The organism is Streptomyces sp. NBC_00091, from assembly GCF_026343185.1.
Taxonomy (GTDB): Bacteria; Actinomycetota; Actinomycetes; order Streptomycetales; family Streptomycetaceae; genus Streptomyces.
Window position 1 is genome coordinate 5,821,088 of sequence record NZ_JAPEMA010000001.1, and the last position, 24,036, is coordinate 5,845,123.

The window sequence follows — 24,036 nt, forward strand, 5'->3', positions numbered from 1 at the left end:
GCAGTGCGCGGGCCTACCGGTACCTTCCGTACCGGCAGGCCCGCAGTGCTTTCCTGTCGCCCGACTGATTTCTGCGTCACAATCCGGGTCCGCCGGGGGGCTGACCTCGTATTGTCGCGTCTCACAGGAAGGGCACAGAACAGGGGCGCGAAAGGCTGGTGGCTGTGCGTGGCGGCGACGGGGAACGCTGACACCAACGTCGGACACGGTGCACTCATCGAGGCGGTCGACCGGGCGCTGACCACGCACGGCCGGGCAGTCCTGGCGGGACCCGCCGGCTCGGGCAAGACCGAGGTGGCGCGCGCCGTCGCGGCCACCGCCGCCCGGCGGCGCGAAACCGTCCTGTGGCTCGCCCCCGAAGCGGCCGACCGGGAGATACCCGAGGCCTCGGCCGCCGCCCTCCTCGCCTCCGTCCCCCGCACCGCCCTGGACCGGCTCGCCGGACCCCAGCGCACCGCCATCGCCCTGCTCCGCCGCGAGGCCGACGCCCCCCGAGCCGGCCGCGACCACGTCGCGCTGCGCCTGGCCGTCGTCGAAGTGCTCCGCACCCTGGCCGCCCCCGGCCCCGTCCTGCTCGTCCTCGACAACGCCCAGTGGCTCGACGCCGAGAGCACCGAGCTGCTCCGCTTCGTGCTGCGCCTGACCCCGCCCCGCGTCCGGGTCCTCGCCGCCGAATGCGTCCAGGGCGGCGCCCCCGTCGCCGAACCCCTCTGCGGCCCCGGCACCACCGTCGTCCGCGTTCCCGCGCTCGGCGCCGACGAGGTCGCCGAACTGCTCCTGCGCCACGGCCTGCCCGCCCGCCTCGCCGGCCGCATCCACCAGGCCAGCGGCGGCAACCCGCGCCTCGCCCTCGCCCTCGGGCACTCCCTCGCCGAAGCCGCCGCCGGCCAGGGCGGCGGAGCCCACCACGCCGACACCCTGCCCGTCACCGGCCAGGCCCGCGAGGTCGCCCGCCGGCTCCTCGCCGCGGCACCCGCCAGGGCCCGCCCGACCCTGCTGCTCGCCGCCCTCGCCGCCCGGCCCACCACCGCCCTGCTGCGCCGGGCCGGACGCCCCGACGCGGAGGCGGAACTCGCCGAGGCCGAACGGGCCGCGCTGGTCACCGTGGGCGAGGACGGCGCCGTCGCCTTCACCGCCGGCGCCCTGCCCACCGCCCTGGCCGCCGACGCCGGCTGGCCCGAGCGCGCCGCCGGGCACGCCGCGCTCGCCGCCGCCGTGGACGACCCCGTCCAGGCCGTACGCCACCGCGCGCTCGCCGTCGACACCCCCGACCCGCACCTCGCCGCCGAGATCACCCGCGCCGCCGACGCCTGCCGGCGCCGGGGCCAGCGGGCCCTGGCCGCCGAACTCGGACTGCTCGCCGCCGAACGCACCCCCGCCGGCCTCCCGCAGGAGGAACTCGCCCGCCTCGTCGGCGCCGCCGAGGACGCCGGCTGGGCCGGCCGCGCCGACCTCGCCCGCCGCGCCACCCGCGCCGTGCTCGCCCGCGACGCCTCGCCCGCCCAGCGGGTACGGTCCCGGCTCGCGGTGATCGACGCCGCCGGGCAGGCCCTGGCCGACCTCGACGAGACCATCGCCCACGCCGTCGCCGACGCCGCCGGGGACCCCTCCCTGCGGGCCGCCGTCCAGCTGCGGATCGCCTGGAAGCACAACATCGGCGACGGCGATCCCGTCCGCGCCCGCGACGCCGCGGCCGAGGCCGGAGCCCTCGCGAAGGCCGGCGGGGACCAGGTCGCCGAAGCCATGGCGCTGACCGTCCGGGCCCGCATGGGCCGCATACTCGGCGACCCCGACGCCGAGGACATCCTGGCCGAGGCCCTCGCCCTGCCCGCCCCCGAGGTCCCCCTCGGCATGCGCAACGCCCCCCAGTACCTCGCCGTCCGCCACGCCCTCTTCGACGACCGCCTCGCCGACGCCCGCCGCCAGCTCCTCGTCCTGCTGCCCGCCGTGCAGCGCACCGGCTCCGCCGAGGACGTCTTCGAGGTGCTGCGCAGCCTCACCGAGGCCGAACTGCGGCGCGGCCACTGCGCACGCGGCGCGGCCCACGCCCGCCGCGCCCTGGAACTGACCATCGAAGCGGGCCTCTCACCCGGCCCCGCCTGGTATGTGGCCGCCACCGCCGAGGCCGCCGCCGGCAGCTTCGCCCGGGCCGCCGCCTACGCCCGCCGGGGCATCCGGGCCTCCGAGGAGGAGGGCGACCAGGTCTTCCTCTCCCGGGGGCTGTACGCGCTCGGCACCGTGGAACTGGCCACCGGAGAGGCCGCGAAGGCGGTGGCCACGCTGAGCCGGGTCGCCGCCCTGGAGGAGGCCCAGCAGGTGGTGGACCCCTCCATCCTGCGCTGGCACGGGGAGCTCGCCGAGGCCCTGGTCGCCGCCGACGCCCCCTGCGAGGCCGTCGGACTGCTGGACCGCGTCACCCCCGTCGCCCGCTCCCTCGGACGGCCCACCGTGCTCGCGGCCCTGGACCGGGCCCGGGGCCTGTGCCGGTCCGCGCAGGGCGAGCCGGAGCCGGCCGTCGCCCTGCTGGAGGCGACGGCCGAGCGGTTCGGCGCCCTCGGACTGCCCCTCGAGCAGGGCCGTACGCTGCTCGCGCTGGCCCGGGTGGAACGCCGCCGCCGCCGCCGGGCCCCGGCCCGGGCCGCGCTGCTGGCCGCGGCCGGGCTGTTCGAGGCGGCCGGGGCCGGGCCCTGGCTGGACCTGGCCCGGGAGACCGCGCCCGAGACCTGCGGCCCGCACCCCGGGGTGGCGGCCCTGACCGAGGCGGAGGCGCGGCTCGCCCTGCTCGTCGGCGGCGGAGCCAGCAACCAGGAGGCGGCGGCGAAGCTCTTCCTGAGCGTGAAGACGGTGGAGGCCCGGCTCACCCGGATCTACCAGAAGCTCGACGTCCGCTCCCGCGCCCAGCTGGCCACCGCACTGCGGGGCCAGTGAGCCGGTGAGCGGTGAGCCGGGGTCTCCCGCGCCGTCAGCAGCTCAGGTTGTTCCCCGGGGTGACGCCCAGCAGCTGGGTGAAGCTCTGGTACTTGCTCACCCGGCTCTGCACCTGGGCCGGGTTGCCGCCGTTGCACTCCAGGGCCCCGTTGATGGAGCGGATCGTCTCGCCGAAGCCCGCCCCGCCCACCATCGCCGCGTGGGCGGTCATCGTGCCGGGACCGTTCTGGGTGTTCCAGTACCAGAGCGCCGTCTTCATCGCGACGGCCGGGTCCTGCTCCACCAGGTAGGGGTTGGCCAGGAGGTTGATCCCCAGGGCGTCGCCCGCCGCCTTGTAGTTGAAGTTCCAGCTCAGCTGGATGGGGCCGCGGCCGTAGTACGCGGCCTGGCCGGCGGGACAGCCGTAGGGCTGGGAGGCGTCACAGTAGTGCGGGTAGTTCGCGGTGTTCTGCTCCACTATGTACACCAGCCCGCCCGTCTCGTGCGAGACGTTCGCGAGGAAGGCGGCCGCCTCGCGCCGCTTGACGGTGTCGTCGCCGGTGTTGGCGAAGCCGGGGTACGCGGACAGCGCCGCGACCAGGCCGTTGTAGGTGTAGAAGGGGTTCCGGTTCGGGAACATCTGGTTGAACTGGGCCTCGCTGACCACGAAGCCGGACGGGTTGCCGGTGCCCGGGTCCGGGTCCTGGCCACCGCCGCCGCAGGCGCCCTGGTCGGACCAGACGCCCCACTGGCCGGTGGTGCCGGGCGTCTCGCCCTGGGTCCACCACTTGGCCTGCCAGTTGTGGCCGCCGTGCGAGGCGCTCGCGCCGCCCGTGTAGACGGCCGAGGAGGTCCAGGCGCCGGAGCAGGCGGGGGCCGCGGCGGCGGGGGAGGCGGGCAGGGCGACGGCCAGGCCGAGGGTCACGGCGGCGGCCGCGGCGAGGGAGAGGGCGCGGCGGCGTAGCGTACGTATCACGTAACTGCTCCTGGAGTGGGGGGAGTTGTCGCGAGATGGTGGGGACGACAACTACCGCCACTGAACCGAAATGGTCTGGACCTGTCAAGGTCTAGACCAAAGGCTTTACGTGTCCGGACATGCGGGAGCGGTGTGACGGCCGGGGCCGTCACACCGCTCCGGAGCCGCTGGATCAGCTGCCGGCCGACAGGTTGCCCGACAGGACCGGGATGTTCTCCGCGATGTGCGAGAGGGTCTCGTCACCCTTGCCCTGGGTGGAGTTCTCGGTGCACTGCTGGTTCTGCGGGTTGGAGGCGATCGGGATGTCCTGGACGCCGATGTTGGCGATGAGCGCGAAGACCGACTGGACGTTGACCTTGGCCGGCAGGCCGACGCAGAGCTTGTTCAGGGAGCCCTGGACCGCGGAGAGCTGCGGGCTCATCGCGCCCTTGGTCTCCTGGTTGCCGTAGATCTGCGCGGCGTTGTTGCCGTTGATCGTGTTGACCCCGTTGTCGTTGCCGATCGCCATCGCCGGGGAGGCTGCGAGGACGCCCGTCCCCAGGACGGAGGCGGTGACCGCGGCGGTGGCCATGAACTTCTTGAGCATCGTGTGGATCCTTCTGTCGCATGTGCTGTCCCCGGCGGAACGCCCTGATCAACTGCCCCCGCTCCCGGGGGTTATCGCCGGTCACCCATGCGGCCCAACGGACCCGTGCCCAAAGAGGCGGCCCGGGTCAGCCGGTCTTGCGGCGGACCTTCTTGTTCTTGCCTCCGGGACCGCTGCTGGAGCCCTGTACCTTCGCCCGGCTCTGGTGCGCCTGCTGGGACTGGGCGCTCGCGGCGTTGCGCTCGAGGGCCTCGCGGAACTTGCGCTTGGCCGCCTCGGCCGGGGACTCGTTCTGCGGGGCGTCGTCCTGCGGCTCTTCGTTCGGCGGGGTGTCCGGTGCGTCGCTCATCTGTCTGCCTCCTGGAGTGATCTGGTCGCCCAGTGTGTCAGCCCGGGCCGCCGGCGGGCCATCGGGTCCCCGCGGGCCGGCCGGAAGGCCGACCGGAAGGCCGACCGGAAGGCCGAGCGGCGGGCCCTCAGGCGGGCGCGGCCGGGGCCTCGGCGCCGCCTCCGGCGCGGATCGCGCGCAGGGCCGCGGTGTGGAGCGCGTACGGATCGCCGTGTGCCACGGGGCTGCCGGTGAGGGTGTACCACTCGTCCGCGTCCGTGTACTGGATCTCGAAGCGGATCTTGCCGTCCGGTCCGCCGGTGGTGCGCAGCGTGAGCGGGCCCGTGATGACGCCGACCTCGTCGGTCATGGCGCCGCCGGGCCCCGCGAGGACCTCGTCCTGCCACTGCCGGGGAGCCGTCATGCGGCGCAGGTGTCGATCATGGTGGTGAGCATGGCCCTCTCGGCTTCGGTGACGGTCAGACCGTAATGGGATTTGACGGTGGTCCAGGCCCGCCCGTACTGGCACCAGCTCGACTTGTCCGTCGGCTGCCACAGGTCCGGGCTCTGGTCGCCCTTGGAGCGGTTGGACCCCGCCGAGACCGCCAGCAGCTGCGGCCGCGTCAGGTCGTTCGCGAAGGCCTTGCGCTTCGCGGCGTCCCACCCCGAGGCGCCGGACCGCCAGGCCTCGGCCAGCGGGACCATGTGGTCGATGTCCAGCTTCCCGGCCTCGGTGGCGGTGGCGCCGTCGTACAGGCTCTTCCAGCTGCCCGACACGGCGCGGCACTCGGAGTCCTGGGTGACGCCGGTCCCGTCGCGCTTGAGGACGGTCTCCCGGGTGTCGCACTTGTTGCCCTGCTCGGCCCAGTGCGTGAACTTGTCGCGGCTGTACCCGGCCATCGTGCCGGGCTTGCCGGTCGTCAGCGCCGCGAGCCGGGTCCGGGCGACGGCCGCGTCGACCATCCCCGGCAGTACGTCCCCGGAGGCGGGCTTCGCGTCGCCCGCGGAGGCCGAGGGCGCCGGGGCCGACGCCGTCGCCCGTGGGGAGGGGGTCGCGCTCGCCGCCGGTTTCCCCGCCGGCTTCCCGTCCCCTGAGCCGCCCCCGCTGCCGCATCCGCTCACACCGAGCAGTAGCGCCACGGCCACCACTCCGCCGCTTATCCCTGTCTGACGACGATTCATGACCCCACCCCGACGAGACTCCGCGAACTGACCTGGAAAGACTACCCATAACCGGACAAGCATCCACGCACCGGGCCTTCAGGTCTTCCTCGTGGCCGCCGAGTTCAGGGCGTGCCACCCCGCCCCGGCCGCGGCCGCGAGCGCCCCGGCCAGCACCACCGGCCAGCCGGCCAGGGCGGAGTCCCAGGCGGCGACCGCCGCGAGGGGCAGTGCCACCACCGCGGCCGGCAGCAGACGCCGGCCCCTGACCCGGACGTGGTCCTCCGTCGGCATGGCGTGTCCCCCTTCTCGCGGGCCCTGGGCCCTCCTGGAGAGTGTGGGCGGCGCGGGGGCGGAAGGTGAGGAATCGTCACCGAAGCCGCGGAACACGGGTCGGGAACCAGCCAGGTCCGGGTACGGGTACGGGCCGCCCCGAGCCGGACGGGGGCGGGCCCCGGCGGTTTCCCCGTCTCCGGCCGGACCTGGGCCGTCTCTTCCGGATCTGGCCTGACCCGCGCTGCCCGGCACCGCACCTCGCCGCGTTGTCGAGGCTCCCGAGGACGTCCAGTAATCGGGAGCCTCTCCGCCTTGCGATGCACGGCACCGGACAACGCGGGCTTAACCGGCCAGATCCGAAAGAGACGACCTGGCAGAGTTGGCCGAAAGGGCCCGGAGCGCGGGACGCGCCCTGTGCGCCGGAGGCGCCGGTCAGGCCCAGGAGGCGGCCACCAGGGAGCGCTGCGCCGCCTCGAGGTGCGCGGACGCCGCCAGCCAGGCCCACGCGTACCCCTCGGACGAGGCTTCGGTGAGCCGGCCGAAGGAGTCCCGGGGGCGCCGGTCGGCCTCGGCGACGAGCGCGCCGGCCAGGTCGGCCGCCGCCCCGAAACCGGCCCGGCGCAGCGGCCCGTACGCGGTCAGCGGCTCCGGGCCCCGAGCGGACTCCGCCACCGCCCGGCGCCCGCCCGCCACCCCCGTCTCCAGCAGCCGGCGCACCCGCCACAGCGGCGAGTCGGCCAGCGGATCCGGCCCCGGCGCGGGCGCCGCCACGGGCCCGGGGGCCGCGCCGTCCGGGAAGTGGCCGCCCTGGAGCCGGTCGTAGCCCAGGTCGGCCCGCCCCCGCCACTCGGGCGGCAGCCGCAGCGTGTACGCCGCGCCGGGCACCGGCCCCACGGCGAGCGGGCTCAAGGTGGCGGCGCGGTCCGGGTCGGGGCGGCCCAGGACGCGCACCGCCAGCCCCGGACACCCGGCCAGGCGGCGCAGGTTGGCGGTGTGCGCCAGCTCCGGATGGGGGTGCGCCGGACGCAGCCGCAGCAGCGGCGCGTCCGCGCGCGCCTCTCGTACCAGCAGGTGCTCGCCGGCCGCGCCGACGACCTGGACGTCGCAGCCCAGCAGGCCCGGTCCGGTGTCCTGCGCCAGCGACTCCCGGACCGCCTCGGCCGCCGGGCGGGCGAAGAGCGCGGCGAGCGGCTCCTCGTCCCAGGCCGCGCCGGGCGCCGGCACCGCCCGGACCCCGCGCCCGGCGCCGAGCCGCCCGTCGGCGGAGACCGCCGCGCCGACGATACGCAGACCCGCGCGCGCCAGCCCCGCGTGGTCCAGGGCGGCTCCGCCGAGGGCCACGGAGGCCGCCCCCGCACCCCGGGCCCGGGCGAGCCCGCCGGGGCGGACGTCCGACAGCGAGTAGCGGGCGCCGTCCGTGCCCAGCAGGTGGGTCACCACGCCCGCGTAGCCGGTGGCGGTCAGCACGGGCTCCCGGCACAGGCCGAGGACGTGCAGGCTGCCCCCGGCCCCGTAGGCCCGCCGGCCGCTCCCGGTGACCCCCGGACCGCCCGAGCCGGACGCCGACAGCGCGGCGGTGCGCAGCAGTTCCGAGAAGGCGGCGGCCAGGTCGGTGAGCCGCTGGGCGGCGCTGCGCTCCCGCGCGGCCCGCAGTCCCCGTACCACCCGCAGGGCGGCGGCCTCGGCGCGCGGCAGGCCGGCGAGGCGTGCGGTGTGCGCGGCCCGCAGCAACTCGGCCTGCACCACCGCCCCCGCGGCGACGACCCCGGCGGCGAGCGCCTCGGCGGACACCGCCCACAGCGCGGCCCCGGCGCGCACCTGAGCCGCCGTGGCCCGCTCCGCGTCGGGCCCGTCGGCGGGCCCGTCGGCGGCGCCGCCCGCCGACCCCGCCCCGGCTCCGGCCCGGGACGCGGAGGCGGCCTGGGGCCCGGGCTCGGGGGCAGGGGCAGGGGCGGGGACGGCGGCGGGGCCGCCCTCGGACGGGCCGTCCGCACCGGACTCCGTCCAGGGCCCGGCCTCCTCCCCGGCCTCCTCCCCGGCCTGGGGCCCGGCCAGGGGAGCGGCTCCCAGGACCGCCGCCCGGTGCAGGCAGCGCGGGGCCAGCAGGCAGCCGCAGACGGCCTGTCCGGGCTCCGAGACCACCCCCGCGGGCCCCGGCCGAAGGGTCACCACCGCGTCCTCGCCGAACCGGACGGTGACACTCCCGGCCGCTGCGGCCACGGCGTCCGCACCCGCCGCGCAGCCCTCGATCGCGGCGTCCAGCTTCTTGCGCAGCCGGGCGCTCAGGTTCTCCACGGCCTCCGCGAGCACCTCGGCGGCGACGGGCGGCAACAGCGGGCTGGTCATCGGGGCTCCCCACGGAGTCGGTCGCCCACCCAGCGGGCGAGGGCGAGAGGGCTGAGCGCGGCCACCGGCATCCCGGCGGCGACGAGTTGCCGGGCGACGGGCACCGAGTACCGGGGCGCGCCCGAGTCGTCGAGCGCGGCGCAGCCCAGCAGATGGGCGCCGGACGCGGCCAGTGCGCGGACCTCGCCGAGCAGGCCCCCGACCGGGGCGCCCTCCTCGAAGTCGCTGACCACGACGAGCAGGGTGCGGCTCGGCACCGTGATCAGCGTCCGGGCGTGCGCGAGGCCCGCGGCGATGTGCGTACCACCGCCGACACGGACCTCCAGGAGCAGCGAGAGGGGGTCCTCGACGCGCCCGGTGAGGTCCACGACCTGAGTGGAGAAGGCGAGGAAGTGCGTGGACAGGGTCGGGACCCCGCCCAGCACCGCCGCCGTCAGCGCCGACCAGACGACGGACGCCTCCATCGAACCGGAGACGTCCACCACCAGGATGAGCCGCCAGTCCGCCTCCTGCGCCGCCCGGGTGGCGAACACCGGGCGTTCCGGGACCACCACCACCCGGCCGTCGTCCAGGCGCCGGGTGTGCGCCAGGTTGGCCCGCAGGGTGCGGGCCAGGTCGAGCGGGCCGCCGGGGCGGCGGGTCGGGCGCGGGGTGGCCAGACCCGACAGGGCCGGCCGCAGCCGGCCGGCGAGCTCCTTGGCCAGCTCGTCGACCAGCCGCTTCACCAGGGGCCGCAGCCGGGCCAGTTGCTGCTCGGGCATCCCGCCGGCCAGTGAGAGCACCGAGGTCAGCAGCTCCACCGAGGGGCGTACCGCCGCCGGGTCGAGCTGGGCGAGCACATCGGTGCGGCCCGCGCCGGCCGCGTCGGCGAGCACCTCCTCCCGTACGTCGGCCCCGAAGAGGGACTCCAGCTCGGCCGACCACTCCCGGGCCGTCGGGAAGGAGGGCTCGTCCCCGCCGCCGGGGCCGCCCGGGCCGCCGCGGCCCACGTCGGCGGAGCCCTCCCCGCGCCCCGCCCCGTACAGCTCGTCCAGGGCGCGGGCGTAGCGGTGCGCGCCGGCCGGGAGCCGGTCGCGCTGGCGGCCGAGCAGCAGCCGCCACCGGTCGGCGGGCGCGAGACGCCGGCCGTCCGGCAGGTCCGGGCGCGCGGGCGGCGCGGCCTCGGCCGGCTCCACGGCGGCCGGTGAACTCCCGGGCAGCGGCAGCGCCTTGAGCGCGGCGAGTCCGGCCGCGTCGGCGGCGGCCCAGAGCGCGAGCAGCGCGGGCGGCGCGTCGAGCGAGAGGTCGACCCGGTCGCCGAGCCGTTCGGTGACGGTGCCCAGCAGCCGCTCCCGGGCGGCCGGGGCCAGTACGTCGAACCCGGCGCGCAGTGCGGGCAGCCGCTCCAGGAACGCCTCGTCGGCCAGCGAGTCCACCCGGTCCAGCAGCGGGGTGAGGGCGGCCTGGGAGGCGTCCAGCAGCGGTCCGGCGGCGGTGAGCAGCCCGGCGAGCCGGCGGGCCAGCGCACGCCGCCCGTCGGGGGTGGCCGCGCCGTCCACCCAGGCGGCGGCGCGGGAGCCGAGCCCGGCCGCCGGATCCAGGTCCAGCAGCACCCGTACGGCCAGGGCCGCGCCCCGCATCAAGGGGCCCGCGCCGGAAGCGAGTCCGGCGAGCGCGGCGTCCATGCGCAGCCCCAGCCGGCGGGCGGCGGCCCGCTCGGCGAGGGCCACCAGGGCGCCCGCGTCGGCGAGGTCGTCGCTGCCGGCGAGGCCGGGCAGGGAGCGTACGGCGGCGTCCAGCAGGTCGCCGACGAGCGCTTCGGCGGTGGCCCGCGCCCCGGCCGGGGCGCCGGGCAGGTGGCCGCGGCGCAGCCCCTCCAGCAGGTCGACGGCCTCGAGGAGTTCCGGCACGGTGGCGGTGTCCGGCAGCACGGCCGCCACCTCCTCCAGCCGTACGCCGACCAGCCCGGGCAGGTCACACCGCGCGGCGGCGTCGAGCCCGGCCAGTACCTGAGCCGCCGTCGGGCCGCCTTCGGCCGCCTGGCGGCGCGCGAGGTCCCGCAGCGTCCCCGCGGCCGCCTGGGCGGCGGTGACGCCGCGGACCCCCGCCAGGTCCAGGCGGGCCGGGACGGACGGGGTCCAGGACAGCCGCCACCTGCTCCCCAGGGCGGTGCCGTCGCCGGTGGCGGCCACCCCCACGGGCTCCCCGTAGGAGGCCCCGCAGACCAGCAGCCGCCGCAGCAGCACCTCCCGGCGCCCGTCGAGCTCGGAGCGCAGGGGGTCCAGGCGGACCTCCCTGGGCTCCGGGTCCCCGGGACAGGGCAGGCGCAGCGCGGCCAGCTCCGCCTCCACGGAGGGGCCGAGCCCGGAACGCGGGGCGTGCGGGGTGGTCCGGCCGCGGCCCGTGCCGACGAACACCGCCTCGAGGGCGCGGGCCAGCGCCCGCCCCCGGCCCAGGGGTTCGCCCTGCCCGAGCACCGTGGAGACGGCCTCCAGCAGTTCGCCCCGGCCGGGCGCGGGCAGCCCGCGCAGCACCGCCAGGTCGCAGGCGAGCCGCAGGGTCTCGGCGGCCTCCCCGGTGCCGGCGGTGTGCCCGGCGCGGCGCAGCTCGCGGCAGACCCCGGTGACGGCGGCCGAGACGGCCTCCCGCAGCCGCTCCGGCTGCCCGCCCGCCTCGAACACGGCCTGCTGCCAGAGGGGATCCCGGATCCCGGCGGGATAGCCGGAGCGCGAGTCGAGCAGGTCGTGGGAGTACGCCACGAAGGAGGTCACCACCTGCGCCTGCGCCGTGCCCGCTTCCCGTCCGGCCACCGGCCGGGTCGCGGACGCGCCGGCAGCGGAGTGCGCCGGCGCGCCGCCGCCCGCCCCGGCGGCCGGGGCCGGGCCCCGGAGCTGTCCCGGGACCGCGGCCCGGACCCCGCCGCCGGGGGCGCCGGCGCGTGGTGTCAGCGCCGGCGCGTGGAAGGCGCCGATCACGGCGGCGACCCGACGGCCGGTCAGCCCGGCGAGCACGCCCCGCATGTGGGACTCCCGCGCCAGGTCCGTCGCCGGCACGGCGCCCGCGTCCGTACGCAGGGCCCAGCCGACGCCCAGCGCGGCGCGGCGTACGGCCTCCGGGGAGCAGCCCGGGGCCAGGACCTCCACGGCCCGGTCCCAGAGGTCCTCCCCCTCGCGCCCGGTCCCGGACGCGGCGAGCGCGTCGGCGTAGCCGCGGCGCCCGGCGCGGGCGTCCGCCGGCCCGTCCGGGCCCGCACCGGGGGCGCTCCCGCCGCCCCCGCCGTCCGGCCCGGCCGGGTCCGGCCCCGGAGCCGGGGCGCCGTCCGGGGACCAGCCCGGGTCGGCCAGCGGCAGGTCGCAGCAGACGACCTCCACCCCCCGGTCCCGCGCCCAGCGGAGCGCCGCGAGCTCCGGGGAGAAGTCCGCGAACGGGTAGAAGGAGAGCCGCCCTTCGGCCCCCAGGCCGGCCAGGGCGACCGGGGCGAGCGTCTCCGGGTCGGCCAGGTGCGCCAGCCACGGCTGGAAGTCGGCCGGCAGCTCCACGCAGAGCACCTCGGGGTCCGCCGCGTCCAGCAGCGCCGGGACCACCGCGGCCAGCGCGGGGCTGTGGTGGCGCACCCCCAGCAGGTAGGGCGCGCGGCAGGCGGCCAGCGCCTCCAGCGCCTCCCGGGGATCGGCGGTGAGCGTCAACGCAGGCTCCCGCGCAGGTCCCAGAGCCGGCGCCACATCGCCGAGCCGTCCTCGGCCCGGCGGCGGACCGGGCCGTCCCAGTAGCCCAGCAGCCGCCCGTGGTCGGCCGGGTCGTCCTTGCGCACGACGCCCAGCAGGTGTCCCGGCAGCAGGTCCAGCACGTCCCCGCCCGGCAGGTACGCGGCGGCGACCCCCAGCGAGGCCGCCACCTGCACGGCCTCGGCGGTGGACATGACCGTACCGGGCCGCTCCACGTCCCAGCCCTCGGCGCTGCGCCCCGAGCGCAGGTCCCGGAAGACGGTGACGAGCGCGTCGAGGACGGAGTCGTCCACCCCGAAGGCCGCCCCGGCGCGTGCCACGGCGGCGACGGCCTGCCGCCGGATCAGCGCGGCCTCGGCGTCCGGGTCCGCGATCGGGCCGACTGTCTCGAAGTTGAAGCGCCGCTTGAGGGCGGCGGACATCTCCGAGACGCCCCGGTCCCGCAGGTTGGCGGTGGCGATGACCGTGAAACCGGGGGCCGCCGCCACCAGCGCGTCCTCGGTGGCGGTCAGTTCCGGCACGCTGACCCGCCGGTCGGACAGGATCGACACGAGCGCGTCCTGCACCTCGGGCAGGCAGCGGGTGATCTCCTCGACCCGCGCGACCCGTCCCGTCCGCATCGCGCAGAGCACGGGGGAGTCGACCAGGGCCTGCGAGGTCGGGCCCTGGGCGAGGAGCAGCGCGTAGTTCCACCCGTACCGGAAGGCGTCCTCGGTGGTGCCGGCCGTGCCCTGCACGGTGAGCGCGCTCGTCCCGCACACGGCGGCGGACAGCAGCTCGGACAGCATCGACTTGGCGGTGCCCGGCTCACCGGTGAGCAGCAGGCCGCGCTCTCCGGCCAGGGTCACCACGCACCGTTCCACCAGGGCGCGTTCGCCGACGAACTTCGGGGCGATCACCATCCGGGCGGGCAGCCCGGCCCGGCGCTTGGGCAGGGCCAGCTCCTCGCCCTCGCTGCCGCACACGAAGGTCACCACGGCGCGGGGCGTCAGCGCCCAGCCGGGCGGGCGGGGGCCGGTGTCCTGGGCGGCGAGGAAGGCGAGTTCGGCGGCGTGGCGCTCCTCGGCGGGCATGGCCTGCCGTGCGGGAGCGGACGGTTCGGTGACGGTCATCGGGTATCGGGTCCTCTGGTTCTGGAAGTCGTAAGGAAGAAGGGCGGGACGGGGATCAGCGCCGGCGGGCGGTGGTGCGCTTCACCTTCAGCTCCTCGAAGCGCGGTACGTCGCCCTCGCGGATCCGCCCCCACGCCCGGCGGTACAGGTCCGCGGCCGGCTCCGCGGGCACCAGCACGCCCAGCGCCGGACGGCCGCCCGCCGCCAGGGCGTACATCGGCAGCTTCCACTGCTCCACCGGCAGCACTGGGGACCCCGGCTCCGCCCAGCCCCCGGGCAGGAACAGGGAGCGCCCGGCGCGGGTGCGGGTGGCCTCCACCACCAGTTCCGTGGCGGCCAGTTCGGCGCGGGCGGCCTTCATCCGGGCCGGCTTCCAGCCCGTCCAGCGCGCCGTGTTGCGGTCGGTGGGGTCGGGCATCGCGAGCAGCGCCAGGTACAGGGCGGCGGCGTCGGCGCCCAGCCCGTACGCTCCGGACACCTCCGCCACCAGCTCCGGCACGCTGCGGGCCGGGTCCTGCGGCCACCAGGTGCCGTCCTTGTCGGGGGCGCCCGCCACCGGCGCCCCCGGATCGGCGAGCAGCGCGGCGAAGCCCGGGTCGTGGGCGAGGCGCAGCGCCGTCTCGGCCGCGGAGGGCAGCTGCTCGGTGCCGCGCAGCAGCGGCAGGTACGGGTCGGACCCGGTCGAGTCCAGCAGCGCGGGGCGCAGCGCGGGCCTGGGCCGCTCGTCCTGCGTGGCCAGGACCACCGCGCCGTACCGCTCGTACCCCTCGCCGGTCTCGGTGGGGGTGCCCGCGGCCTTGCGGAAGTCGGCCAGCCGGGTGTAGTACCCGACGCCCATCAGCAGTTCGGGCGAGGCGAGGCGCTGGCGCAGCGCGGTGAGCGCGGGCGGCAGGCAGGCCCGTACGGGGTGCCCGGCAGGCAGCCGGTGCGCGAGCCAGGCCGTCAGGGCGGTGGCCCCCGTCAGCACACCGGCGTCGAAGGGCCGGGCGACCGGGGTCAGGGGTTCCACGTGGTCCCCCTTCACCGTCCACGGGACGTCGGTGGACAGCACCGGCGCCGCCGCCGCGTCGAGGAGCGCGGGCAGCGCCTGGTGCGGAGCCCACCCGCCGCGGACCTCCTTGACGGCCTCGGCGAGCAGCCACTCGGGCACCGGGGTACGACGTCCCACGCGCGCGTTCCACACCCGCGCGGCGGCGGCCGCGTCCGGGCCGTCGGCCCACAGCCGCGCCGGGTCGGCGGGCAGCAGCGCCGCGACCAGGGCCCGCCGGACGTCGACGTCCAGCTCCTTGAGGTCCTCGCGGGCGTGCGCGGCGTCCGTCGCCTTGATGCCGAGGGTCTCGCGCAGTGCGGGGGGCAGGAACCCGCGCTCGTAGGTGTCCAGGTACGGCAGGCCCGCGAGGACCATCCGGGCCACCGCGGCCGAGACCCCGGTCAGCCGTCCGAACTCCTCGGCGGCCTCCGGGAACCAGGGCGCCGGGCCGCGCGCGGCGGCCTCCCGCAGGAAGGCGGCCGTCCAGCCGGCGTCGCGCCCGGGGTCGCCGGCCGGACCGGCCGTGCCCACCGCGGTGTAGGGCTCGGGCACCGCGAAGGCACCGGCCGGGTCGTGCAGCAGCGCGTCGAACTCGCGGCCCTTGGGGAACTCCCGGGTCTGCTCGTTGATGCCGAGCAGCGCGCCGCCGCCGAGCGGCATGACGGCCCGGTGCCGCCCGCCCCGGCCCCGCTCGCGGCCGTCGGCCCCCAGCAGGTGGGCCGTGTCGATCCGGACCCGGACCCGCCGCCACCGCGCGGCGGACTCCTCGGCCGAGCCGAGGCCCAGGGCGTCCACCTCGGCGAGCATCCGGCGCAGCGCCGCCCGCTCCTCCTCGGTGGCTTCGGCCGTGACGACCGCGCGGTAGGCGACCGCCGCGGGCGCCTCCAGGAACAGCCCGGCCCAGGGGAGCGACGAGGGGGTCACCTTCGGCATGTCGACGTGCAGCCGCCCGGGGACCGCCGCCGCGCCGGTGTCGGCCACGGCCGTGCCGAGGGACCGCAGGAAGCGGAAGGTCGCGTCGGTGTCCCCGCCGAAGGAGCGGTGGTACGGGGTGCCCGTCAGGCCGTGCAGCGCGCGGTCGAGCAGCTGGTCCGAAGGACCCCGGTCCGCCGGGGCCTTCGTACGCCCGGCGGCCGGGGCCGGCTTCAGCGCGGCCACCACCTTGGCCAGGGACTTCTTCTGGGCCAGCGCGGACCGGAGCGTGTCGGTCACCCCGCCGAGCAGCGCGGGCGCGCCGATCGCGGGCAGGGCGGCGCTCACCAGCGCGGGCAGCTCCTCGCGCTTCTCGGCGGCGGCGGCCGCCTCCAGCAGCGCCCCGGCGCTCCGCGCGTCCACCGCGCGCAGCGCCGCCGAACCCTCGGGGTCCCGGGGCCGCAGGCAGTACCAGTGGGAGAGCGGCGGGAGTTCCACGTGGCCGGTCCAGTGGCGGCCGCCGTGGTGGTCGGCGGAGACCCGGCAGGTGACGGTCCCGTCGGGGTCGCTGAGGGACAGGGTCCGCCAGTCCTGCGACAGGGCGCGCGGCCGGTCGTCACCGGGGAAGGCGACGGCCGCGCGCGGGATGGAGCCGCCCTCGGGCACGGTGACGCAGCGCCCCGCGGTGTCGGAGCCGTGCCAGCCCTGCCCGGGGACGCGCACGGCACGCCAGCCGAGCAGCCCGTCCACCGGCGTGCCCAGCACCGAGCCCTCGACGGTGGGGGCGGGCCGCAGCCAGTTCTGCCCGATGTCGTCGGGCAGGGAGCTGCCGCGCGGGTGGTCGCGCAGGGCGTCGGCGAGGAAGGCCGGCAGGGAGCGCCGCCCGAGGACCCCGGTCGCGGGGTCGTACTCGGCCCAGCCCGCCTCGCCCGGCCGGCCGCCCTGCTCCCACGCCCAGTAGGAGGTCCCGTCGGAGACGACCGCCCGCTCGGCCGGCAGCCGGCTGTCGCCGGCGTGCAGCACACCGGCGCCGGTGGTGCGGCCGCCGCCGGGCAGCGGCAGGCTGATGTGCTCGGAGCGCACCGACCAGTACGTGGCGGAGGAGTCCAGGGTCAGGACCTCTCCGGGGGCGCTCAGCCAGTAGCCCTGGACCGGGCCGTCGTAGGAGGCCCAGAAGACCAGCAGGTCGCCGTCGGTGTAGTGGAAGCCGTGCTGGTACTGGGTGCCGGCGGGGATCCGCAGATCGTGCGTGAGCACCGTGGAGTCGGCGTCGATGACCCGGACCTGCGCGGAGTTGGCGACGATGACGTACGGCCAGGCGTCCATCACGGTCAGCCGCTGGCGGCCCCGGCCGGGCGACAGCTCGGCGACGGCGCTCTCCCAGGCCGGCCAGACCAGTTCCTCGAACAGGCCGCCGCGCAGGGTGCGGGCCAGGATCTCGCCCAGGTCGACGGCGGCGGCCCGGGACACCTCCTCGGGAGCCAGTGCCAGGGCCTCGGCCGGCAGCCAGGTCAGCCGCCGCAACGCCTCGGGCAGCAGCGGCAGCGCCGCGGCCGTGGAGGCGGCGGCCACCTGGCGGACCCACTCGGCCACCAGCGGGCCGCTGCCGGGGGACTCGGCGAGGTGGCGCAGGATTTCCCGGCCGTTCGACATGTGGGTGTTGAAGCGGTCCAGGGCGCGGAAGAAGGCCGGGCGCATCCGCTCGTCGGCGCACAGGGCCCGCAGGTCGCGCCGCTCGGGCGAGCGGGACCACTCCTCCAGGCCGAGCATGCCGGACGACGCGTCGCCGGGGTCGGCGACCGGCAGGCCCAGCGAGAGCAGCAGGTCGAGGAGGTTCACGTCCTGGAGGCCCAGACGCAGGCCCTGCTCACGCCCCGGCAGGGCGAGTTCGGCGCGCAGCCGCTCCGCGCAGCGGGTGACGAGGGGGAGCAGCGCGGGCAGCGGGGGCGGGGTCCCCCAGCCGGCGTGGCGGGCGGTGTGGAAGCGCTCCAGCCAGCCCGCGGCGCCGTCGGCGCAGCGCTCCTCGGCGGGCAGACCGGCCCGGCTCAGCCCTTCGGCGGCGCCCGACTCCTCCAGCACCTCCAGCCACAGGGCGGCCAGTTCCCCGGCCTCGCCGCTGCCGGAGGGCATGATGCCGAGCAGGGTGCCCCGTACCGCGGGCACGCGCCGGGCGAGGGCGACCAGCGCGCTTCGGTGGGCCTTCCACCAGCCGGTCGCGGCCCGCAGGGTGGCGGGCAGCGGCAGCAGCTCGGCGAGGTACACCTGCTCGGCCTCGCTGCCGGCCGGCCCGGCCGCGCGGGCCAGGCGGCGCAGCTCGACGGTGGCCTGCGCGGAGGGCGCGAGCCCGCCCGCGGTGCGGCGTACGCACAGGCGGCGGAAGCGCTCGTAGGCCTCGGCGGGGGAGACCCGCTGGGCCAGCTCCTTGCCGTAGCCGGTGAGCACCTTCACCGGGAGGGCGCCGGCCAGGGCGAACTCCAGGAAGACGGCGTCCAGCCGGTCCTCGTCGACGGCCAGGCCGTAGCGGGCCTCGCTGGTGCGGGCGCGGCCGAACAGCTGCGCGGCGTAGGTGGTGTTCTCGACGGCGAGGAAGACGCGCCCGGCCTGTTCGTAGAAGACGGGCAGGAAGTGCGGGACGGCGGCGGCGAGCCGGTCGGCCAGCTCGTGGCAGGCGTCGAGGGCGGCCTTGGGCTTGGTCTTCGCCTGCCGGGCCAGCCGGTCCAGTTCGGGGACCACGGCGAGCGCGTGGTGTCCGTCCTCGGGGTGGTGCACCAGCACCCACTCCGGGAACCCGAGCGCCTGGCGCTTGCCGAGGCCGACCACCTGCGGCTCGCCCTCCGGTACGAGGCCCAGGAAGCCGGCGGCGAGGTCCTCGGCGGCGCCCAGCTCGGCCGCGGCGAGGCGGATCACGACGCGCCCGTCCCCGAGGGCCGGGTGACGGTACGTCCGCGCGGTCAGCGGGACGGCCGAGGGGCCCGCCCCGGTGGTGCCGGAGGGCAGTACGGCGCCCGCGGCGAGCAGTTCGGCCTGCTCGCCGGGGGCGCCCTCGGCCGTGCCCATGGTGTCGGTGGTGTTCACGCGTCGTCCCCGCCCTCTTCGATCGTGCGCCCGGCGTACAGCGCCGCGGCCATCCGCATGCCTTCGGACCAGGCCACCGGCCCGACCTCGCCGAGCGGCAGCGCCCGGCCCTCCTCGTCGTGCCAGTTCAGCGCGCCGGTGGCCGACTCGTCGTCCCAGTACGGCTCGCCGATCCACACGGCCGCCTCCACGGCCCGGCCCGAGTCCCGGACCCGGCAGGTGGCGTAGCCGCCGGAGACCCGGTGGCCGAGGCCGGTGGCGCGGGCCGCGAGGCTGAACCGGGTGGGGTACTTCCCGCCCGCGTAGTCCCGTACCTCGGTCGAAGCCTCCGCCAGGTCCGCGGGCTTGGCCCAGGTCGCCCGGTGGATCTGCTCGACCCGCTGAGTGATGTCCAGCTCGGCCGCGAACTCCCTCACGTCGTCCAGGTCGGGCAGCAGCACCGGGTGCGGCAGGGTCACCGTGCGCGGGGAGAGGCGTACGGTCTCTCCGTCGAGGTTGACCACCTTCAGCTCGCCCGTGGCGGTGGCGTCGCGCAGGAAGCCCACCTCGTCGGGGTCGCTGTCGGGGACGACGGCCAGGTCGCGCAGGGCGGCCTGCCAGGCCTCGTCGGGCCAGACCCGGGCGAGGAGTTCGGTCGGCACCGGCAGCGAGGACACCATCCAGGTGTCCACCTGGGCCACGCAGGCCGCCTCGTGCCGGCCGAGCCACTCGGCGAGCCGGCGCAGCCGGTCCACCTCGGGGTGGTCGCGCAACGCCTTGGGCAGCGCCTTCAACTGCCGCCCCGCGGGCCGCCGTACCGCGATCCGTCCATCCACGAGGGAGATCTCGTACCCCTCGTCCAACGCCAGCCAAGCCATCAGCGCGCGCCCCTCCACCTGTCCGAAAACGGTCTTGCGCAGCCCAGGACATGGCGTCAACGCCTGCTGAGCTGCGGTATGTCGGGAGACTAGCGAGAGCCACTGACAACGCCGCCCCGAGGGTCCCGGACGGGCCCGGCCGATGCCGTGCGCGCCCGAACGCGCCGCTGCCCCCCGGTCCGTGGGACCGGGGGGCAGCGGGTGGGCGGGGGCGGGGTCAGACCGCGTCGGCGGTGTCCGCGACCTTCGCCGCGGCGGGGGCCGGGGCGGCCGCCGCCTGGACCACGCGCGGGCCGTGGCCGGAGCGCAGGCCGAGCCAGCTGATCAGGGCGACCAGGGCGAAGGCGGCGGCCCCGATCCAGAAGGTGAGGGTGAATCCGGACTCGGCGGGCAGCGGCGGAACGCCCTTCGGGAGGTGTTCGATCGTCTGCGACGCCAGGATCGTGGTGACGATGGCGCTGCCGATCGCGCTGCCCGTGGAGCGGGAGATCGAGTTGATGCCGTTGGCGATGCCGCTCTGGTGGTGCGGGACGCTGGCCATGATCACCGCGGGCATGGCGGCGTAGCCGAAGCTGACCGCCGCGCCGACGACGAGACCCGCGCCGATCACCGAGAAGGTGTGGCTGTGGTCGAGCGCCAGCCAGCCGAAGCCGACGGCGCCGAGCACGGCGGCCACGGAGAGCGCCAGGCGCGGCCCGCGGTGGCGCACCAGCTGGCCGCCGACGGGGGAGGCGAGGAGGGAGACGATCGCGCCGGGCAGCAGGAACTGCACCGAGGCGCGCAGGATGGACGCGTCGAACCCGTAGCCGGTGAGCTTCTCGGGCATCTGGACGAGGTAGGAGACGCCCAGGAAGTTCGCGAACATGCCGAAGCCGACGAGGATGCCGGCCAGGTTGGCCATGAGCACCGGGCGGTGGACGAACATCCGCATGTCGACGAGCGGCTCGGCGACCTTGCGCTCGACCAGCACCCAGACGGCCGTCATCACGGCGGCGCCGGCGAAGCTGCCCAGGGTGCGGGCGGAGGACCAGCCCCACTCGTGGCCCTGGGAGATGGGCAGCAGGAGCAGCAGCAGGGCGATGCCCAGGGTCAGCGCGCCCAGGAAGTCGGTGCGCCCGCCGGTCTTGTGGCGGGTGGCCGGGACCAGGAACACCACGGCCAGCAGGGCCAGGGCGGCGAAGCCGGTCGCCATCCAGAAGGCGTTGCGGTAGTCCGCGTCCGCGCCCGAGGTCAGCAGGCCGGTGGCGACCAGCGCCAGGCCGCTGCCGAACGCGAGCGTGCCGCTGACCAGCGCCATCGCGCCCGGCAGCTTCTGCGGCCGGACCTCCTCGCGCAGTACGGACAGGGCCAGCGGGAAGATCGCGGTGGCGGCGCCCTGGAGGACGCGGCCCAGGATCAGCAGCGGCAGGGAGTCCGCCAGAGCGGCCACGACGGAACCCGCGACCATCACGCCGAGGACGGCCACCAGGGTGGGCTTCTTCCCGTGCTGGTCGCCGAAGCGGCCGAGCAGCGGGGTGAAGACGGCGGCGGACAGCAGGGTGGCGGTGGTCACCCAGCTGACGTTGGCGGTGGAGGTGCCGAGGTCGGTGCGGATCAGGCCCAGGATCGGTACGGGCAAGGTCTGCATCATCGACACGACCATGGCGGCGAGGCTCAGGGCGAAGACGATGACCGTCTCGTTCCTGTTCCTCGCTTCGGCGGGGGCGGGTGCGGCGGAGCTCATGACGGGGAGGACCTTCTTAGTGCTTCAGGACGCAGATGTTTTATGTCATCAAGTACTTTCGAAGAAGGTAGCCCTCAATAGTTAAGGTGGTCAAGTAAAAGGTTGATAATGTCAACGATCCTCGAGTAGCCTTCCGGCCATGAGCACCACCGCCCCCCACGGCCCCGCCAAGCTCGAGCTGCTGGAACTGCTCGCGGCCATCGGCGCCGCCCAGTGGCGGGATTTCGCCGCCGCTGCCGCCCGTTACGGGCTCACCTCCACGCAGGCCAAGGTCCTCGCGCAACTCGACGGGCCCGTGCCGATGCGCGGCCTCGCCACCCTGCTGGCCTGCGACGCCTCGAACGTCACCGGGATCGTCGACCGGCTGGAGGGGCGCGGGCTGGTGCGGCGCGAGGCCTCGGCGGCGGACCGGCGGGTCAAGAACGTCGTCGCGACCGACGAGGGCCGCGAGACCATCCGGCGGGTGCGCGAGGAGATGCAGGCCACCCACGGGGCGCTGGACACCCTGGACGAGTCGGAGAGCGCGACGCTCTACGCCCTGCTGGAGCGCCTGCGCCCCACCATGGAGCGCGACCCCGCCTCCTGAGGTCCGCCGCCGAGGTCCGCCGCGCGGGCTCGGTACTGCGGGCTCAGTCCTGCGGCGCGGCCGCGTCGAGGGCGGCCGTGAGGCGGCCCAGGCGCTCCTGGAGCTCGCGGATCTCGGCCAGCTGGAACCCGGTCGCCGCGGCGATCCGGCGGGGCACCGCCACCGCCCGCTCGCGCAGCGCGGCGCCCTCGGCCGTGAGTACGGCGTGTACGGACCGCTCGTCCTCCGTGCTGCGCTCGCGCCGGATCAGGCCGGCCGCCTCCAGGCGCTTGAGCAGCGGCGAGAGGGTGCCCGAGTCGAGCCGCAGGTGCGCTCCGAGCTGCTTGACCGGCATCGTGCCGTGCTCCCAGAGCACCAGCATCACCAGGTACTGGGGGTAGGTCAGCCCCAGGTCCTTCAGGACGACGCGGTAGAGCCCCCCGAAGGCGCGGCTCGCGGCATTGAGCGCGAAGCAGATCTGCCCGTCGAGGCGGAGGAAGTCCTGGTCGCGGTCCTGGTCGCGGACGGTGTCGGCGGGCTGCTCGGTCATGGTCCCCAGTGTACCGGAGCCCGCTTGTGGGCGATTGAGTTGTGCACAACTGAATTGTGTGCTCTATTTGTGGTCGAGGGTCGGCCCCACCGGCCGCCCCGCCCCCTCTGAAAGGACCTCCCGATGGACGCGCTGTACACCGCCGTCGCCACCGCCAACGGCCGCGAGGGCCGCGCCGTCAGCTCCGACGGCCAGATCGACCTCGCGCTCGCCATGCCCCCGGCGCTGGGCGGAAACGGCCAGGGCACCAACCCCGAGCAGCTCTTCGCCGCCGGTTACGCCGCCTGCTTCGCCAGCGCCCTCGGCCTGGTCGGCCGGCAGGCGAAGGTCGACACCGGTGACGTGTCCGTCACCGCGGAGGCCTCCATCGGCCAGGACGCCGGCGGCTTCGGCCTCGCCGTCACCCTGCGCATCGAGCTCCCCGAGTCCCTGGCGGGGGAGACCGGCACCCTGCTGGTCAAGCAGGCGCACGAGGTCTGCCCGTACTCCAAGGCCACCCGGGGCAACATCCCCGTCGAGCTCGTCATCGAGTAGCCGCGGCTCAGACGCACAGCCGCAGGTTCCAGGTGTGGTAGTCGCCGACGTGCTCGAAGCCCATCTCCGTGCACACCGGGTACCCGGCCGGCGTCGCCTGCACGACCGCCGTGGTGGCCCCCGACTCGGCGCCGTCGAACAGGGCCTGCTCCGTCAGGGCCCGGCCGTAGCCCCGCCCCTGGAACCCGGGGCGCACGCCGACGAAGTAGACGCCCACGGTGTCCCCTTCCCGGACGCCCACGCTGACGGCCACGCATTCGCCGTCCACCCGGCCGAGGTAGAAGCGGAAGTCGTCGTGGGCCACCGCCTCCGGGTTCAGCAGCGAGTCGATCAGGCTCGGCTCGTAGCCGTGGGCCTGCGCCGCGCAGTCGATGAAGGCCCGCATGTCCCTGGCGCTGCGCGCGGTGGAGACGGTGAGGCCGTCGACCGACGGCTGCTCGGGCCGCCCGAGGGCCCGCGTGAAGATGGGGTGCGGCGGCTCGGGCTCGCTGCGCCGCGCGACCGTGAACGCCTCGACACCGGCGCTCGGCCCCCCGGCGCAGATCCGCCACGGCAGCCCGCGCGACTCGAAGTGCGCGGCGGCCCGCACGAGGACCGCCACGTCGTGTTCGCCCGGCCCGCAGTGCAGTTGGTTGAACGGGGCCGCCGGGATCCCGGTGGCGACCAGGAGACCGCCGGGGATCTCGGTGACGCTGCCGTCGGTCGCCCGGGCCATGTGCCGCCAGAACGCCTGGTGGTTGCGGTGCAGGGCCTGGGCGTCGCTCGTGCCGGTCATGGTCTTCCCTCTTTCACGTGGGCGTACGGTCTTCGGGAGTTCAGGTCTTGAGGTCTTGAGGTCGGCATGTGGCCGGGCCCGGCGCGGGGTCCGGCCGCAGGTGTTCCCGTCAGGCGGTGCGCCGCGCGGCGACCACCGCGCAGGCCGCGGCCAGCGGCAGTTCCGCGGCGAGCGCCAGCAGCATCGCCATGCCCTGCCCGGCGGTGCCCGCCGAGGTGGTGACGTCGAACCAGGCGTCCATCGCGAGCAGCGCGGCCGTCGCGGCCGCCACCGGGGCGACCCGCGGGTCGCCCTTGCGCAGCAGCGTCCCGGTCCCGGTCAGGCCGACGGCCAGCATCGCGTCGAGGCCGAGCCAGGCGGTGGACCAGTTGGACACCTCGGCCGTCTGCGGCACCGTCTTCGCCAGCACCACCATCCACGGCAGCAGCGCCATCCCGGCGCCGGTGAGCACCGTGGCGAGCTGAGGAGTGCGCCGGCCCGCCCACGCAGACCGGAGCCGGCCGGCCGACGTCCGCCGGACGGGGCGGCGGCGGTCCTGGAACTGCGGGGCGACGAGGGCCATGACTGCGGGTCTCCTTCCGGCCCGGTGGTCCATCCGCCGGGCACACCACAACTCTCG

The 24,036-nt window shown here is 76.5% G+C and carries 18 protein-coding genes; 3 read left to right on the top strand and 15 right to left on the bottom strand.

The features are described 5' to 3' along the window. Positions 1–168: 168 nt before the first annotated feature. Positions 169–2,928 (top strand): LuxR family transcriptional regulator, encoded by a 2,760-nt coding sequence (locus tag OOK34_RS26830; protein WP_267036418.1) that lies wholly within the window; start codon positions 169–171, stop codon positions 2,926–2,928. Between the two features lie 34 nt (positions 2,929–2,962). On the opposite strand, the gene OOK34_RS26835 is transcribed toward OOK34_RS26830, so the two are convergent. From OOK34_RS26835 to OOK34_RS26890, 12 genes are all read right to left on the bottom strand, one after another. Next, positions 2,963–3,832, bottom strand: a complete 870-nt coding sequence (locus OOK34_RS26835) for a glycoside hydrolase family 19 protein (protein ID WP_267036924.1) — start codon at positions 3,830–3,832, stop codon at positions 2,963–2,965. 223 nt (positions 3,833–4,055) lie between these two features. After that, entirely contained in the window at positions 4,056–4,469 is a 414-nt protein-coding gene (locus OOK34_RS26840) for a rodlin (protein WP_267036419.1), read from the bottom strand. A 127-nt stretch (positions 4,470–4,596) separates the two neighbouring features. Then, positions 4,597–4,818 carry a DUF5302 domain-containing protein gene (locus OOK34_RS26845; protein WP_267036420.1) on the bottom strand — a complete coding sequence of 74 codons (222 nt, stop codon included), beginning with the start codon at positions 4,816–4,818 and terminating at the stop codon, positions 4,597–4,599. A gap of 127 nt (positions 4,819–4,945) precedes the next feature. After that, a complete protein-coding gene (locus OOK34_RS26850; protein WP_267036421.1) occupies positions 4,946–5,221 on the bottom strand; it encodes a hypothetical protein in 276 nt (91 codons plus the stop codon). Continuing rightward, complete coding sequence (locus tag OOK34_RS26855; RefSeq protein WP_267036422.1) at positions 5,218–5,937, bottom strand: HNH endonuclease family protein; 720 nt, start codon at positions 5,935–5,937, stop codon at positions 5,218–5,220. The genes OOK34_RS26850 and OOK34_RS26855 overlap by 4 nt, the downstream gene beginning before the upstream one ends. A 120-nt stretch (positions 5,938–6,057) precedes the next feature. Further along, on the bottom strand, positions 6,058–6,252 hold the full coding sequence (locus OOK34_RS26860; protein ID WP_267036423.1) for a hypothetical protein: 195 nt from the start codon (positions 6,250–6,252) through the stop codon (positions 6,058–6,060). A gap of 414 nt (positions 6,253–6,666) precedes the next feature. Continuing rightward, positions 6,667–8,580, bottom strand: coding sequence for a hypothetical protein (locus tag OOK34_RS26865; protein WP_267036424.1), 1,914 nt, complete (start codon positions 8,578–8,580; stop codon positions 6,667–6,669). Then, complete coding sequence (locus OOK34_RS26870; RefSeq protein ID WP_267036425.1) at positions 8,577–12,245, bottom strand: DUF5682 family protein; 3,669 nt, start codon at positions 12,243–12,245, stop codon at positions 8,577–8,579. The genes OOK34_RS26865 and OOK34_RS26870 overlap by 4 nt, the downstream gene beginning before the upstream one ends. Then, on the bottom strand, positions 12,242–13,396 hold the full coding sequence (locus OOK34_RS26875; protein ID WP_267036426.1) for an AAA family ATPase: 1,155 nt from the start codon (positions 13,394–13,396) through the stop codon (positions 12,242–12,244). Before OOK34_RS26875 ends, OOK34_RS26870 begins: the two co-directional genes overlap by 4 nt. 55 nt (positions 13,397–13,451) lie before the next feature. Further along, positions 13,452–18,413: a DNA-binding protein gene (locus OOK34_RS26880; RefSeq protein WP_323183468.1), complete on the bottom strand. Its 4,962-nt coding sequence runs from the start codon at positions 18,411–18,413 to the stop codon at positions 13,452–13,454. Next, the gene (locus OOK34_RS26885) at positions 18,410–19,270 is read right to left on the bottom strand and encodes a DUF4132 domain-containing protein (protein WP_267036427.1); all 861 of its coding nucleotides are present in this window, start codon (positions 19,268–19,270) and stop codon (positions 18,410–18,412) included. Before OOK34_RS26885 ends, OOK34_RS26880 begins: the two co-directional genes overlap by 4 nt. 217 nt (positions 19,271–19,487) lie before the next feature. Continuing rightward, a complete protein-coding gene (locus tag OOK34_RS26890) occupies positions 19,488–20,993 on the bottom strand; it encodes an MFS transporter (protein ID WP_267036428.1) in 1,506 nt (501 codons plus the stop codon). A gap of 139 nt (positions 20,994–21,132) precedes the next feature. Between OOK34_RS26890 and OOK34_RS26895 the strand changes: the two genes are divergently transcribed. Continuing rightward, positions 21,133–21,579: a MarR family winged helix-turn-helix transcriptional regulator gene (locus tag OOK34_RS26895; RefSeq protein ID WP_267036429.1), complete on the top strand. Its 447-nt coding sequence runs from the start codon at positions 21,133–21,135 to the stop codon at positions 21,577–21,579. A gap of 43 nt (positions 21,580–21,622) precedes the next feature. On the opposite strand, the gene OOK34_RS26900 is transcribed toward OOK34_RS26895, so the two are convergent. After that, positions 21,623–22,108: a MarR family winged helix-turn-helix transcriptional regulator gene (locus tag OOK34_RS26900; protein ID WP_267036430.1), complete on the bottom strand. Its 486-nt coding sequence runs from the start codon at positions 22,106–22,108 to the stop codon at positions 21,623–21,625. A 123-nt stretch (positions 22,109–22,231) separates the two neighbouring features. Between OOK34_RS26900 and OOK34_RS26905 the strand changes: the two genes are divergently transcribed. Further along, positions 22,232–22,642 (top strand): organic hydroperoxide resistance protein, encoded by a 411-nt coding sequence (locus tag OOK34_RS26905; RefSeq protein ID WP_267036431.1) that lies wholly within the window; start codon positions 22,232–22,234, stop codon positions 22,640–22,642. Between the two features lie 7 nt (positions 22,643–22,649). On the opposite strand, the gene OOK34_RS26910 is transcribed toward OOK34_RS26905, so the two are convergent. Next, positions 22,650–23,417: a GNAT family N-acetyltransferase gene (locus tag OOK34_RS26910; protein WP_267036432.1), complete on the bottom strand. Its 768-nt coding sequence runs from the start codon at positions 23,415–23,417 to the stop codon at positions 22,650–22,652. A gap of 109 nt (positions 23,418–23,526) precedes the next feature. Next, complete coding sequence (locus OOK34_RS26915) at positions 23,527–23,979, bottom strand: hypothetical protein (protein ID WP_267036433.1); 453 nt, start codon at positions 23,977–23,979, stop codon at positions 23,527–23,529. Between the last annotated feature and the right edge of the window lie 57 nt (positions 23,980–24,036).

Excerpts from the sequence above, each read along its gene's own strand:
- OOK34_RS26905 (WP_267036431.1), top strand. The coding sequence starts at position 22,232 with ATGGACGCGCTGTACACCGCCGTCGCCACCGCCAACGGCCGCGAGGGC.
- OOK34_RS26850 (WP_267036421.1), bottom strand. The coding sequence starts at position 5,221 with ATGACGGCTCCCCGGCAGTGGCAGGACGAGGTCCTCGCGGGGCCCGGC.
- OOK34_RS26915 (WP_267036433.1), bottom strand. The coding sequence starts at position 23,979 with ATGGCCCTCGTCGCCCCGCAGTTCCAGGACCGCCGCCGCCCCGTCCGG.
- OOK34_RS26890 (WP_267036428.1), bottom strand. The coding sequence starts at position 20,993 with ATGAGCTCCGCCGCACCCGCCCCCGCCGAAGCGAGGAACAGGAACGAG.
- OOK34_RS26845 (WP_267036420.1), bottom strand. The coding sequence starts at position 4,818 with ATGAGCGACGCACCGGACACCCCGCCGAACGAAGAGCCGCAGGACGAC.
- OOK34_RS26840 (WP_267036419.1), bottom strand. The coding sequence starts at position 4,469 with ATGCTCAAGAAGTTCATGGCCACCGCCGCGGTCACCGCCTCCGTCCTG.
- OOK34_RS26910 (WP_267036432.1), bottom strand. The coding sequence starts at position 23,417 with ATGACCGGCACGAGCGACGCCCAGGCCCTGCACCGCAACCACCAGGCG.
- OOK34_RS26895 (WP_267036429.1), top strand. The coding sequence starts at position 21,133 with ATGAGCACCACCGCCCCCCACGGCCCCGCCAAGCTCGAGCTGCTGGAA.
- OOK34_RS26860 (WP_267036423.1), bottom strand. The coding sequence starts at position 6,252 with ATGCCGACGGAGGACCACGTCCGGGTCAGGGGCCGGCGTCTGCTGCCG.
- OOK34_RS26865 (WP_267036424.1), bottom strand. The coding sequence starts at position 8,580 with ATGACCAGCCCGCTGTTGCCGCCCGTCGCCGCCGAGGTGCTCGCGGAG.
- OOK34_RS26900 (WP_267036430.1), bottom strand. The coding sequence starts at position 22,108 with ATGACCGAGCAGCCCGCCGACACCGTCCGCGACCAGGACCGCGACCAG.
- OOK34_RS26885 (WP_267036427.1), bottom strand. The coding sequence starts at position 19,270 with ATGGCTTGGCTGGCGTTGGACGAGGGGTACGAGATCTCCCTCGTGGAT.
- OOK34_RS26875 (WP_267036426.1), bottom strand. The coding sequence starts at position 13,396 with ATGACCGTCACCGAACCGTCCGCTCCCGCACGGCAGGCCATGCCCGCC.